Genomic DNA, 12,386 nt, shown 5'->3' on the forward strand with positions numbered 1-12,386 from the left:
GTTGTAGACTGTCCGATTCCGCCTGCCTCGACAGCTTCCGATCATGAACGCCGACCGTTTCCGCAACGCCGCACGCTACTGGCGCTCGCCGCTCGTGCCGGACGCGGACATGGTCACGGCCGAGTACTACGATCACGCGTTCTCGCCGCACTGGCACGACGCCTACACGGTGCCCGTGATCGAGGCCGGCGCGGAATGTTTCGACTATCGCGGCTCGCATCATGTGGCCGAAGCCGGCTCGGTGCCGGTCATCAATCCCGGCGAAGTGCATACCGGCGCGCGGGCCGTGGATGCGGGCTGGCGTTATCGCGTGTTCTATCTGCCGGTGCCGTTCGTCGAGACTATCGCGCGAGACATGTCGGGCCGGCCCGGATCGTCGCCGTGGTTCCCCGATGAGATCATCCGCGACGCCGATCTCGCGCGCCGGCTCTCTATCGCGCATCGTCTGCTGGAGCAAGCCGCCGATCCGCTCGCCGCGGAACTCGCGCTCGTCGATGCCGTGACGACGCTGCTCGGCCGCCACGCGCTCGCGCGTCCCGAGATCGCCCCGGTCGCCGCCGACGCACGCCGCGTCTCGACGATGAAATCCCGCCTCGCCGATGACCTGCTCGAACCCGTCACGCTCGCCGAACTCGCGCAGACTGTCGGTCTCTCGACGTTCCACGCCGCGCGCCTTTTCACGCGCGAAACCGGTCTCGCGCCGCACGCATGGCGCAATCAGATGCGTATCGTGCGCGCGCTGCCGGCGTTGCGCGCGGGCGCGTCGGTCACCGATGTCGCGGCGGCGAGCGGCTTCGCGGACCAGAGCCATTTCACGCGTCATTTCAAGCGCACGTTCGGCGTTCCGCCCGGCCGCTGGCGCTGACGCGCTTGCGCTGATCCGCCGATCTGACAATCGACAAAGCGCAAGAACGTACAAGCGCGTTCATCGGCGTTTTGCGTATCCTCGCTTCCATAGGAGGACATCTTGAAAGCAACACCTTTGCGCGAATTCGCCGCCGGCGCACGCGACACCATCCCGATGATGATCGGCGCCGCGCCCTTCGGCGTGATCTTCGGCACGCTCGTCACCGCGAGTCCGCTCGCGCTCTGGCATGGCCAGTTGATGTCGCTCGTGGTCTTCGCGGGTTCGGCGCAGTTCATCGCGGTCGGGCTGATCGCGTCGCACGCGAGTTTCGCCGTCATCCTGGCGACGACGCTCGTCGTCAATCTGCGTCACGTGCTCTATTCCGCGACGCTCGCGCCGTATGTCGCGCATCTGCCGCGCCGCTGGCGCTGGGCGCTGGCGGGCGTGCTCACCGACGAAGTCTTCGCCGTCGCCTACGCGCACTATCAGAAGCGCCCGCCGGGCGAGACCGGGCCGCATTACTTCTTCGGCTCCGGCGTCGCGATGTATCTGAACTGGCAGTTGTGGACGCTGCTGGGCCTGCTCTTCGGCGCGGCGTTTCCCGGCCTGAAGTCGCTCGGTCTCGACTTCGCGATGGTCGCGACGTTCATCGCGATCATCGTGCCGCAGCTCGTTGCGGTGCGCTTCATCGCGGCGGCGTTCGCATCGGGCGTGCTGTCGTTCGCGTGGCAGGACTGGCCGTACAAGCTCGGGCTGCTCGCCGCGGTGTTCGTCGGCGTTGCGGTCGGCATGGTGCTCACGTTGATGGAAAACCGCGCGACGGCGAAGCAAGACGCGAAGCATCGCAAGAAGAACGCGAAGGAGCGCACACAATGAACTCGATGAACTACGTCGCGCTGATCCTCGGCATGGCGGCCGTCACGTTCGTGATCCGCGCCGCCGTGTTCGTGCTGGGCGAACGCCTGCCCTTTCCGCCGATCGTGCGCACGGCGCTCTCGTTCGTGCCGGTGACGGTGCTCACCGCGATCATCGTGCCGATGACGGTATCGCCGCACGGCAACGGCGCCGAAATCACCTGGCGCAATCCGCAGCTCGTGGCGGCGATCGTCGCGGTCCTCGTTTGCGCGCTGACGAAACGGCCGCTTTTGACGATTGCGGTATCGCTCGCGGTGTTTTTCGTGTGGCAGTTCGCGGTGCTGCGCTAAACGTTTCCCGCCGATCCGCCTGTGATCGGCTTTCAAAAAGCATCGAAGAAGGCTCAAGTTCCCGGATTTTCCGCCGATATCAGAAACGAATGGACTCCGCCCCGAGAAGCGGAGCCGCCAGCATTGCCCGCGTCCGGATATCCGGGAGCGGAAACGGGAACCAACATGCGTCAAATCACCCTTTCGTTACGCGACGAGACGATTGCTGCGCTACAGCGCGATTTCGAGGCGTTCACGCGTCTGTCGCTGAAGCTCGATCCGCAATTCGTCACGCCGTCGTTCGAGGACTTCCTGCGCGCGAAGCTGCTCGACAACAACACGCCGCTCACCGAACAGGCGGTGCAGCGCATGCTTACGCACGGCCAGTACGCTTGGGCCAAGCGCGCGCTCGACAAGGAGTTTCCGGATGTCGTCGAAATCCTGATCCGTCAGGCGGCGGAGCACGGCTTCGCGTTCGCGATTCGCGCCGACTGGACCGCCGAGGATTTGATCCGCGCATCGCGCGAATGGGCGACGGCGATCGTCACCGAAGCGAACGGCGACGTATCGCAAGTGGACATGCTCGCCTCGCAGATCAAGTCGGCGGCGGCGGACATTCGCGAAGTCGAGGAGAAGATGCAGACGCCCGCGTGGCGTCTCGCGGATTCGCTGCGTCAACGCGTCTACGAAACGAAGATTTCGGTGGAAACGAGCGTCGGTTCGACGGCGCGCGAGAAGCTCGGCGAATTGCGCTGCCTGCTCAGGCTCGGCATCTTCTATGGCTCGATCCAGAAGCAGGAAGCGCAGCAAGTGCTGGAATATCTGCGCGCGCTGCGGCCGGAGCTTTTCATCGAAGAGCCCTACGACGGCTTCACGCGCTTCGCCGCATGGCTGCGCAGCATCTTCGCGCCGTCGCCGCGCGCGCCGGGCGCTCCACGCGCGCAACGCTGAGGACGCCGGCTACTCCCACATGCCCTTGAGGCGCGCCGCGATATCGATCTTCGCTTTCGCGGCGGCCGCCAGCCCCGCCGCCGTTGGCGCGGCGGGCGCGATCACCGGCGGCCACGCGGCCGCCTCGAAGTTCTGCATCAGATGCGGCGGGATGAAGCGCGTGCGCTGCGCCGAGACGTGCCGGTCGCCCAGATGGGTCTGGTTGTGCACGTAGAAACGCTGCGGCGTGATGATGTGCAGGTCTTCCTTCGCGCGCGTCATTGCGACGTATAAAAGCCGCCGCTCCTCGTCGATTTCCTCTTCGCTGCCCGTGCCGAGATCGGACGGAATGCAGCCATCGACGCCATTGAGCACGAACACGTTGCGCCATTCCTGGCCCTTCGCCGAATGGATGGTCGAAAGAATCAGATAGTCTTCGTCGAGCAGCGGCACGCCGGATTCGTCGCTGGTCGCGTCGGGCGGATCGAGCGTGAGTTCGGTGAGGAAGCGCTCGCGCGTCGGATACGTCGCTGCGATGCTTTCCATCTGCAGCACATCGCCGATGCGGATCGCCGCGTCTTCGTGATTGCGTTCCAGATGCGGCTCGTACCACCGGCGGATCATCTCGAACTCGGCGGGCCAGCCTGATTCTCTGCCGCACAGTTTCGCCATCAGCCCGACGAAACGCGGCCAGTCATCCGATGCGCGCGCGGGCGCCTGAAACGCGGCGAGCGCGTTCGACGTTACCGCGTCGGGCGCGCTGACGGTATCGAGCAGGCGCCCGGCAATCGCCGGCCCGATGCCCGGCAGCAGTTGCGCGACCCGAAAGCCCGCGACGCGGTCGCGTGGATTTTCCGCCCAGCGCAGCACCGCGAGCACGTCCTTCACGTGGACCGAGTCGAGAAACTTCAGCCCGCCGAATTTCACGAACGGAATGTTCCGGCGCGTGAGTTCGATTTCGAGCGTCGCGCTGTGATGCGCGGCGCGAAAGAGCACGGCCTGCGCCTTCAGCTTCATGCCGCCTTCGCGCGCTTCGAGCACTTTCTCGACGACATAGCGCGCCTGATCGGCTTCGTCGGCGACGGACACCACGCGCGGCTTCTGCGCCGATGCCTTGTCGGTCCAGAGATTCTTCGTGTAACGCTCGGACGCGAGGCCGATCACCGCGTTCGACGCGTCGAGAATCGGCAAGGTCGAGCGATAGTTGCGATCGAGCGTGACGGTCGCGGCGGGCGGATCGAAGTGGCCGGGGAAATCGAGAATATTGCGCACCGTCGCGCCGCGAAACGAATAGATGGACTGTGCATCGTCGCCGACGACGGTCAGGCCGCGCCCGTCCGGTTTCATCGCGAGAAGAATGGACGCCTGAAGGCGGTTCGTGTCCTGATATTCGTCGACGAGCACATGATCGAAACGGCTCGCGAGGTCGGCGGCGACCGACGGCTCCGCCGCGAGATGCGACCAGTAGAGCAGCAGGTCGTCGTAATCGAGCACGCTTTGCGCCTGTTTCGCGCTGACGTACGCGGCGAAGAGGCGCTTCAGGTCGGCTTCCCATTCGCGGCACCACGGATACGACTGATCGAGCACGGCCGTAAGTGACGCGCCCGTATTGACGACGCGCGAATAGATCGCGAAACACGTCGATTTCGCGGGAAAGCGCTTCTCCTTCGACGACAAACCGAGTTCGTGGCGCACGAGGTTCATAAGATCGGCGGAATCCTCGCGATCGTTGATCGTGAAGGACGGCGCGAGCCCGACGAGATCGGCGTAGTCGCGCAACAGCCGCGCGCCGACGCTATGAAACGTGCCCGACCAGCTCAGACCTTGCGCGATGGCGCTTCTCGTGCCGAGCGCATTGGCGGCGATACGCGACACGCGCCGCGTCATTTCGAGCGCCGCGCGGCGCGAAAACGTCAGCAGCAGAATGCGATGCGGATCGGCGCCCTTCACCAGCAGATGCGCGACGCGATGCGCAAGCGTATTGGTCTTGCCCGATCCCGCGCCCGCGATGACGAGCAGCGGCCCGCCCGCGCGCCCCGGTTCATCGATGCCGAATTCGACGGCCTGACGCTGCGCCTCGTTGAGCTTCGCGAGATAGTCGGCGACTTGTTTCGTGGCGGATTCGTCGGCGGTGTCGGGAAGCGTGAGCACGTGAGGGAAAGCGGCGGGAAATGGGTGACGCACACTGTATATCCATACAACCCGCGCGCGCAAGCCTTTGGCTCGATTGAGCTTTTGGCCCCAAATGAAACGAGCCCGGTTCGCGGGGAACCGGGCTCGCGTTTATCGAAGGTCTGCGTCAGTCGGCCTTTTTCGCGTTCTTCAGCTTCGCGTCGGCGGCGGCTTCGTTGGCGTCGGATTGCGCCTCGGTCTTTTTCTTGTCGGCCTTGGCTTGCGCGACGGCGGCCTTCTTGTCGGCCTTGCTTTGCTCCTTCGCAGCCTTCTGATCGGCGGCGGTCGGGGCGTCGGAGGTCGTCTGCGCGAACGATGCCGCGCTCGCGCTCGCGAACGTGCCCGCGATCAGCGCAGCCAGCAATGCATGCGTTTTTCGATTCATGGTCTTCTCCCGTTTTCGATGCCGCGAACCGCTCGTGCCGCTCGCGGCGAGTCAGACTTAGTGCTGCAAGCCGGTGTCCTTCGGCGTGTTCGGCTCGGTCGCGTTCAATTCGGCCTTGGCGGCGTCCTTGTCGGCCTTGCGGTTGATTTTCGCGTTCTTCACTTCTTCCTTGTACTGCGCCTTGGCTTGCTTGTTCTGGGCCTTCAACTCGGCCTTCGAAGCCTTTTTCGATGCGCGATATTCGGCGTTGGCCTCGGCGTTCGCGTTACGGCGCTGGACGAGCGGATCGGTGGGCGCCGGCGCGACGACGTTCTGCGGCGGCGGGGTCATCGGTTGCGCGGCTTGTGCCTGCATGGCCTGCGGTTGCACGGGCGCGGCTTGCGTCGCCGTCTGCGCGTAGGCGCCCGAGGCGGCGAAGGTGGCGATGGCGGAGCCGATCAAAAGCATTCGTGCGCGAGTCATGAGCTAGTCCTCTCTTTAGTTTGGCGTCGACGGCGCTCTCAAGTCGATGAAGCGAGCGATCCGCGCGACTTTTGTCGATTGGAAAGATGACCGAAGCTGCATCGATCAAACGTTGGGACCGGCCGGCAATCGAGCGAGTTCGCCAAAACGGGTCATTGTTACCGACGGTTTCATCTGGCTACATTTGCTGGCCGACCTGCTTGCGTTTCGATTACCGTGCGCGCCGGTCACGCGATGCCTTAGAGCACGGCGCATGCCCGGGCGTGGTTTATCATTGGGCTTTCGTGCCTCCCCGCTTGCGTCGCCGCCCCATGCCGCCACTTCAATTCACCCTCACGGGCGACTTCATCGAACTTCACAATCTGCTCAAGCTGATGGGTCTCGCCGACAGCGGCGGCTCGGCGAAAGCGCGCGTCGCAATGGGCGATGTCACCGTCGACGGCAAGGTGGAACTGCGCAAGACGTGCAAGATCCGCGCGGGCCAGCGCGTGAAACTCGACGGCCAGACGATCCACGTCCGCGCGCCCGAATAGCCGCGCACGCGCCGCGCGAACGACAAAACCTGGCAATAAGCGCGCGCATCATCGACATGCCGCGCGCGACGCAATAAGCTAGTCGTCTTTCGTTCTGGTTTCAGCGTCGGTTCCGTCAGCGCGTGCGCGCTTCGATCTTTGCCCCTTCGCATTCCAGTCCGCGACGCTCAGTGCACTGACTGACGCGCCGCTTTCGTTTCGATCCGATCAGCCATGCAACCGCCAGTCACGCGCGCCGCGCGCGCGCATCAAGGACCGCCGAGCCTCTCGCGTCACGCCGTCGACACGGCGCGCCTCGCCGCGCCGCTCGCCATCGCGCAACTTTCGCAGATGGCGATGGGCGTCACCGACACCATCCTGCTCGGCTCGCTCGGCCCCGACGCGCTCGCCGCCGGCGGTCTCGGCGCGAATCTCTTTTTCGTCGTCGTCACGCTGCTGCAGGGCGTGTTGACGTCCGTCTCCGTGTCCGTCGCGCACGCCCGCGGCGCCAACGACGACGCGCGCGTGCCGAGCATCTACTGGACCGGTTTCGTGCTCTCGCTGCTGCTCGCCGTGCCCGCGTTCGTGCTGCTGAGCTACGCCGAGCCGATTCTGCTTGCGTTCAACGAGCCCGCGACGCTCGCGAAGAACGTCGGCGAATATTGCGCGGTGCTGCGCTGGGGCACGCCCGGCAGTCTCATCGGCGTCGGCATGATGCGCGCGTTTCTGCCCGCGATCGGCGCGGCGCGCAGGCTGCTGTGGATTTCGATCGGCGGCGTGTTCGTCAACGGCTTTCTCAACTACGGCCTGATTCACGGCGCGTACGGCCTGCCGCGCGAAGGCTTTCTCGGCTCGGCCGCGGCGACGACGATCACCGTCTGGGGCATCGCGGTCGCGCTCGTCGCGGTGCTGCATCTGCGGCCGCGCTACCGCCATTTCGTCGTGCGTGCGCGCCCGCGTCTGCCTTTGATGGGCGAACTGTTCGGCATCGGCTGGCCGGTCGCGATCACCTACGGCGTCGAATCGACGCTCTTTCTCGCCACCGGCATGATGGTCGGCCTGCTCGGCGAAGCGCCGCTCGCCGCGCATCAGATCGCGCTCAACGTGGCGTCGGTCGCGTTCATGGTGCCGCTCGCGATCGGCCAGGCGGCGAACGTGCGCGTCGGCTACTGGGTCGGCGCGGGCGTGCCGGTCGCCGCGCGTCACGCGGGCTTCGTCGCGCTCGCGCTGGGCGTCGGCTTCATGATGTGCTCGGGCCTCGTGCTGCTCATCGTGCCGCGCGTGATCGTCGGCCTGTATCTGCATCTCGACGATCCCGCCAACGCGCATACCGTCACGCTCGCGGCGTCGCTGCTCGGCGTGGCGGCCGTGTTCCAGATCGTCGACGGCATGCAGACGGTCGGCTCCGGCTGCCTGCGCGGCCTCAAGGACACGCGCATCCCGATGCTCGCCGCCGCGTTCGGCTACTGGGGCGTCGGTTTCCCGACCGGCTACGTGCTCGCGTTCCACTTCCAACTCGGCGCGAAGGGCCTGTGGTGGGGACTCGCCGCCGGGCTTGCGAGCGTCGCCGTGCTGATGACGCTGCGGTTCCATCGCATCAGCCGAAGGTTCATCGAGACGGGCATCGCGCCCGCGCCGCACGACGACGCCGCCGGAAGCGCCGCGCCGCACGGTCACGTCTGATAAGCACACGAAGCCCGTGCCGATTTGCATAGCAGGAATGCTTGGTTGGCCCGCGCACGGCGCATTGCTACGATGAACCCGTCTCCTCCTTGAGACATCTGTGACAGGGGTTATAAGCCCGCTCTAGCCGACGCTAGCCAGCGGGCTTTTTTTCGCCTGTGCGCCATCGCGCAGTGCGCGCGAGGTCGGGCATCCGGTGCATTTCCGATTTCCCATAGAATATTTTCGAGACACAGCGCGAGAACGTTTCTTGCTCGCTCGTGCCGCAAAATGCGAAAACGTCGGCGTGCAGCAACGCGCGACGATCAGAACGGGGAATCGAAGTGTCGGAAAACCGGGGAATGTGGGACATCGCGCGACGCGTCACGCGCGCAAGAAAATTCAATGCCGCCGTACGCAAGGCGGCCGTCATCCTGACGATGACGACGCTCGTCGCCGCCTGCGCGACGCGTCCGCCCGCGACGGCGTTCGACCGGCCGGCGAGCCACGCGCTCGCATCGACCGAGTCGACGCCGCTCGCGAACGCGCTCGCGCCGCTGGAAAAGCGGCATCCTGACGAGTCCGCCGTGCGCCTCCTGCCGACCGGCACCGACGCGCTTCAAGCCCGCGTCGCGCTCGCGCGCGCGGCGACGAAGACGCTCGACATGCAGTACTACATCGCCAACGAGGACAACACCGGCAAGCTGCTGCTCGGCGCGGCGCTGTACGCGGCGGATCGCGGCGTGCGCGTGCGCATGCTCGTCGATGACCTGAACTTCAAGGACATCGACCAGATCATGGCGGCGCTCAACTCGCACGACAACATCGAGATTCGCGTCTTCAATCCGTTCGGCAGTGCGCAACGCAGCTTTTCCGAGCGCACGCAGAACCTCTTCACGAATCTCGGCCACTTCACGCGCCGCATGCACAACAAGGCGATGATCGCGGACAACCAGATCGCGATCGTCGGCGGGCGCAATCTCGGCGACGAATACTTCAGCGCGAGCCCGACGCTGCAGTTCCGCGATCTCGACGTCTTCGCCGCCGGCCCGGTCACGCAGAAAATCTCCGCGAGCTTCGACGATTACTGGAACAGCACGCTCGCCTATCCGCTGCGCGCGCTGAACAAGCAGAAGTTCGATCCGTCCGAACTCGACAAGACCCGCGACGATCTGCGCGCGCATTGGCGTGCGCAAGCCGATCCGCTGAATGCGAAGCCGCTCAACGCGACGCCGCTCGCGCAGCAGATCTCGCGTGAGGAAATGGGCCTCGTGTGGGCGCCGACGGAGTTCCGGGTCGATTCGCCGTCGAAGATCGAGCATCCGAGCGACGACTACAAAAGCCCGCCGATGGAACGGCTCGCCGAACTGCTCAAGGACGCGCAGAGCGAATTCCTGATCCTGTCGCCCTATTTCGTGCCGCACGACGCGGGCGTGCAGGCGCTCGGCGATCTGACGAAGCGGCGCGTGCGCGTCGCGGTGCTGACGAATTCGCTTGCCGCGACCGATGCCGTCGCGGTGCAGGCGGGCTACGCGCCGTATCGGATTCCGATGCTGCAAAACGGCGTCGAACTATACGAATTCAAGCCGATTCAGCTCGAAGGCGAAAGCAGTCCGCGCGCCGGTCTGTTCGGCTCGCAGTCGCGCGCGAGCCTGCACGCGAAGGCCTATGTGATCGATCGGAGTATCCTCGTGATCGGCTCGATGAATCTCGATCCGCGTTCGGCGAAGCTGAATACCGAGCTCGCGCTCGTGATCCACAGCAAGCCGATCGCCGAGGAAGCCGCGAAACTGTTCGCGAACGGCACTTCGCCGAAGGCAAGCTGGCAGGTGCATCTGGCGAGCGCGGCGGTGACCGGGGAACTTCAGCGCACGGGCGCGCCGCAGTCGGGCCTCGTCTGGACGACCGAGGCGAACGGCGGTCTCGTCACCTACAATTTCGATCCCGAGGCAGGCTTTTATCGCAACGCGATGACGGGCCTCTTCATGCTGCTGCCCGTCGACAAGCAGCTTTGATCCAACTTCGTAAGGGAACACGCCATGTCACAACACGCGAAGGGCGACGTACGGATGGAGAAGGACACGTTCGGTGAGATCGCCGTGCCGAACGACAAGCTTTGGGGCGCGCAAACGCAGCGCTCGCTGCAGAACTTCAAGATTTCGACGGAGAAGCAGTCGCCCGAACTGATCACCGCGCTCGCGATCATCAAGCACGCCGCCGCCGATGTGAACGAAGGGCTGAAGGTGCTGGATTCGAAGAAGGCGAAGGCGATCGTGCAGGCAGCCGAAGAGATCATCGACGGCAAGCATCCCGATGAATTTCCGCTTGCCGTGTGGCAGACCGGCTCGGGCACGCAGACCAACATGAACCTGAACGAGGTGATCGCCAACCGCGCGAGCGAGATCATGGGCGGGCCGCGCGGCGAGGAGCGCCTCGTGCATCCGAACGACGACGTGAATCGCGGCCAGTCGTCCAATGACGTGTTTCCGACGGCGATGCACGTCGCCGCGGCCGTGGCGATCAAGAAGCATCTGCTGCCGTCGCTGAAGACGTTGCGCGATACGCTCGACAAGAAAGCGAAGGCGTTCGACAACATCGTGAAGATCGGCCGCACGCATTTGCAAGACGCGACGCCGCTCACGCTCGGACAGGAGTTTTCGGGTTACGTGGCGCAACTCGATCAGGGCATGAAGCATGTCGAGGCAACGCTGCCGCATCTCTATCAGCTCGCGCAGGGCGGCACGGCGGTCGGCACGGGACTGAACGCGCATCCGGAATTCGCGACGAAGGTCGCTCAGGCGATCGGCAAGCTCACCGGCCTGCCCTTCGAGACGGCGCCGAACAAGTTCGAGGTGATGGCCGCCGCCGACGCGCTCGTCGCCGCTCACGGCGCGCTCAAGACGGTCGCCGCGAGCCTCATGAAGATCACGAACGACATCCGCTGGCTCGCGAGCGGACCGCGCTGCGGGTTGGGCGAGCTATCGATTCCGGAGAACGAACCGGGCAGCTCGATCATGCCGGGCAAGGTCAATCCGACGCAATCCGAGGCCGTCACGATGCTGTGCTGCCAGGTATTCGGCAACGATGTCGCGGTGAATTTCGGCGGCGCGAGCGGCAACTTCGAACTGAACGTGTTCCGGCCGATGATCGCGCATAACGTGCTGCAATCGGTCCGCCTGCTCGCGGACGGTGCGCGCAGCTTCAACGACAACTGCGCGGTGGGCATCGAGCCGAACGAAAAGCGCATCGACAGTCTGCTGAACGAATCGCTGATGCTGGTAACGGCGCTGAATCCGCACATCGGCTATGACAAGGCCGCGCAGATCGCGAAGAAGGCGCACAAGGAAGGCACGACGCTGAAGGCGGCCGCGCTCGCGCTCGGTCACGTGACCGAGCAGCAGTTCGATGAGTGGGTCAAGCCTGAGGATATGGTAGGGAAGAAGTAAGCGTTTTTTCCTCGACCGAGCGGCGGGGTCACACCTTCCCCGCCGCCACCTCCTCCGGCTTCAATTCGACGATCGCATCGAGCGCGTCCTTCACGTCCATCGCGTATTTCGCGAGCCGCTTCTCCTCGTCCGTTTCCGGCACGAAGGAAGGCACGGGCGTCGGCTGGCCTTTTTCATCGACGGCGACGAAGACCATCAGGCAATCGGTCGTCTGTTGAAGCTCGCCGACTTTCGGATCGCCAGCATGCACGGAGATGTGGATGTGCATGCTCGTGCGACCCGTCGTCACGACGCGCGCGCGTAACTCGACCAGATTGCCGACGAGAATCGGCCGCCGGAAACGGATGTTGCCGACGCTCACCGTCACCGCATAGCGCCCGGACCACATAGCGGCACAGGCGTAGGCGGTTTCGTCGATCCATTTCATCAGCGCGCCGCCGTGCACCTTGCCGCCGAAGTTCACCGAAGTGGGCTCGGCGAGAAAGCGGAATGTGGTCTCGGCGCGGCTTTTCGGCGCTGCGGGAATCGGAGATGTGGCCGGAGTGTTCATGGAAGTTTCAGTCGTGGACGGTGATGCCCTGATCGATCGTGCCGTACATCGTGATGCTGCCGCCGCCCGCCGACGACGACGGCGCGCCCGCGCACCCCGCGCAGAGCATGAGCACGCCGATCACGCTCGCGAAAATGAATCTGTACATGGAATCTCCCGCTTCCTCGAAATGCCAGCGGTCATTCTAGCGCCGCGCATGGCGCATCGACATTTCGGCGCGCGGTGAAACGTCGGTT

13 protein-coding genes are annotated in these 12,386 nt (G+C 64.9%); 8 read left to right on the forward strand and 5 right to left on the reverse strand.

Going from position 1 to position 12,386, the window contains the following annotated elements:
• Positions 1-43: 43 nt before the first annotated feature.
• From AWB77_RS20780 to AWB77_RS20795, 4 genes are all read left to right on the forward strand, one after another.
• Positions 44-865, forward strand: a complete 822-nt coding sequence (locus tag AWB77_RS20780) for a helix-turn-helix transcriptional regulator (RefSeq protein WP_061136318.1) — start codon at positions 44-46, stop codon at positions 863-865.
• A gap of 156 nt (positions 866-1,021) precedes the next feature.
• Positions 1,022-1,723, forward strand: coding sequence for an AzlC family ABC transporter permease (locus tag AWB77_RS20785; RefSeq protein ID WP_244158588.1), 702 nt, complete (start codon positions 1,022-1,024; stop codon positions 1,721-1,723).
• A 5-nt stretch (positions 1,724-1,728) separates the two neighbouring features.
• Positions 1,729-2,052, forward strand: a complete 324-nt coding sequence (locus AWB77_RS20790; RefSeq protein WP_061136377.1) for a branched-chain amino acid transport AzlD family protein — start codon at positions 1,729-1,731, stop codon at positions 2,050-2,052.
• A gap of 165 nt (positions 2,053-2,217) precedes the next feature.
• On the forward strand, positions 2,218-2,982 hold the full coding sequence (locus AWB77_RS20795) for a DUF4088 family protein (RefSeq protein WP_061136320.1): 765 nt from the start codon (positions 2,218-2,220) through the stop codon (positions 2,980-2,982).
• A gap of 9 nt (positions 2,983-2,991) precedes the next feature.
• Here the strand turns inward: AWB77_RS20795 and AWB77_RS20800 are convergent, their stop codons facing one another.
• The 3 genes from AWB77_RS20800 to AWB77_RS20810 all read right to left on the reverse strand — a co-directional run bounded on the left by AWB77_RS20800 (position 2,992) and on the right by AWB77_RS20810 (position 5,980).
• Positions 2,992-5,112 carry an ATP-dependent helicase gene (locus AWB77_RS20800; RefSeq protein ID WP_061136321.1) on the reverse strand — a complete coding sequence of 707 codons (2,121 nt, stop codon included), beginning with the start codon at positions 5,110-5,112 and terminating at the stop codon, positions 2,992-2,994.
• A gap of 148 nt (positions 5,113-5,260) precedes the next feature.
• Entirely contained in the window at positions 5,261-5,518 is a 258-nt protein-coding gene (locus tag AWB77_RS20805; RefSeq protein WP_061136322.1) for a hypothetical protein, read from the reverse strand.
• Between the two features lie 57 nt (positions 5,519-5,575).
• Positions 5,576-5,980 carry a hypothetical protein gene (locus AWB77_RS20810; RefSeq protein ID WP_061136323.1) on the reverse strand — a complete coding sequence of 135 codons (405 nt, stop codon included), beginning with the start codon at positions 5,978-5,980 and terminating at the stop codon, positions 5,576-5,578.
• Positions 5,981-6,291: 311 nt separating this feature from the next.
• On the opposite strand from AWB77_RS20810, the gene AWB77_RS20815 reads away from it, so the two are divergent.
• From AWB77_RS20815 to fumC, 4 genes are all read left to right on the forward strand, one after another.
• The gene (locus AWB77_RS20815) at positions 6,292-6,513 is read left to right on the forward strand and encodes an RNA-binding S4 domain-containing protein (RefSeq protein WP_061136324.1); all 222 of its coding nucleotides are present in this window, start codon (positions 6,292-6,294) and stop codon (positions 6,511-6,513) included.
• A gap of 213 nt (positions 6,514-6,726) precedes the next feature.
• Positions 6,727-8,175 (forward strand): MATE family efflux transporter, encoded by a 1,449-nt coding sequence (locus AWB77_RS20820; RefSeq protein WP_061136325.1) that lies wholly within the window; start codon positions 6,727-6,729, stop codon positions 8,173-8,175.
• A 341-nt stretch (positions 8,176-8,516) separates the two neighbouring features.
• Positions 8,517-10,169, forward strand: coding sequence for a phospholipase D family protein (locus AWB77_RS20825; RefSeq protein ID WP_061136326.1), 1,653 nt, complete (start codon positions 8,517-8,519; stop codon positions 10,167-10,169).
• A gap of 24 nt (positions 10,170-10,193) precedes the next feature.
• The gene (fumC, locus tag AWB77_RS20830) at positions 10,194-11,600 is read left to right on the forward strand and encodes a class II fumarate hydratase (protein WP_208601536.1); all 1,407 of its coding nucleotides are present in this window, start codon (positions 10,194-10,196) and stop codon (positions 11,598-11,600) included.
• 28 nt (positions 11,601-11,628) lie between these two features.
• On the opposite strand, the gene AWB77_RS20835 is transcribed toward fumC, so the two are convergent.
• Both AWB77_RS20835 and AWB77_RS36430 read right to left on the reverse strand, forming a co-directional pair.
• Complete coding sequence (locus AWB77_RS20835; protein WP_061136327.1) at positions 11,629-12,150, reverse strand: acyl-CoA thioesterase; 522 nt, start codon at positions 12,148-12,150, stop codon at positions 11,629-11,631.
• Positions 12,151-12,157: 7 nt separating this feature from the next.
• Positions 12,158-12,298, reverse strand: coding sequence for a hypothetical protein (locus AWB77_RS36430; RefSeq protein WP_167354161.1), 141 nt, complete (start codon positions 12,296-12,298; stop codon positions 12,158-12,160).
• Positions 12,299-12,386: the final 88 nt, after the last annotated feature.

The sequence above is a fragment of the Caballeronia fortuita genome (assembly GCF_001544835.2).
GTDB lineage: Bacteria > Pseudomonadota > Gammaproteobacteria > Burkholderiales > Burkholderiaceae > Caballeronia > Caballeronia fortuita.

Coding starts and splice junctions, on each gene's coding strand:
- AWB77_RS20780 (WP_061136318.1), top strand. CDS start 44: ATGAACGCCGACCGTTTCCGCAACGCCGCACGCTACTGGCGCTCGCCG.
- AWB77_RS20785 (WP_244158588.1), top strand. CDS start 1,022: ATGATGATCGGCGCCGCGCCCTTCGGCGTGATCTTCGGCACGCTCGTC.
- AWB77_RS20790 (WP_061136377.1), top strand. CDS start 1,729: ATGAACTACGTCGCGCTGATCCTCGGCATGGCGGCCGTCACGTTCGTG.
- AWB77_RS20795 (WP_061136320.1), top strand. CDS start 2,218: ATGCGTCAAATCACCCTTTCGTTACGCGACGAGACGATTGCTGCGCTA.
- AWB77_RS20805 (WP_061136322.1), bottom strand. CDS start 5,518: ATGAATCGAAAAACGCATGCATTGCTGGCTGCGCTGATCGCGGGCACG.
- AWB77_RS20810 (WP_061136323.1), bottom strand. CDS start 5,980: ATGACTCGCGCACGAATGCTTTTGATCGGCTCCGCCATCGCCACCTTC.
- AWB77_RS20815 (WP_061136324.1), top strand. CDS start 6,292: ATGCCGCCACTTCAATTCACCCTCACGGGCGACTTCATCGAACTTCAC.
- AWB77_RS20820 (WP_061136325.1), top strand. CDS start 6,727: ATGCAACCGCCAGTCACGCGCGCCGCGCGCGCGCATCAAGGACCGCCG.
- AWB77_RS20825 (WP_061136326.1), top strand. CDS start 8,517: ATGTGGGACATCGCGCGACGCGTCACGCGCGCAAGAAAATTCAATGCC.
- fumC (WP_208601536.1), top strand. CDS start 10,194: ATGTCACAACACGCGAAGGGCGACGTACGGATGGAGAAGGACACGTTC.
- AWB77_RS20835 (WP_061136327.1), bottom strand. CDS start 12,150: ATGAACACTCCGGCCACATCTCCGATTCCCGCAGCGCCGAAAAGCCGC.
- AWB77_RS36430 (WP_167354161.1), bottom strand. CDS start 12,298: ATGTACAGATTCATTTTCGCGAGCGTGATCGGCGTGCTCATGCTCTGC.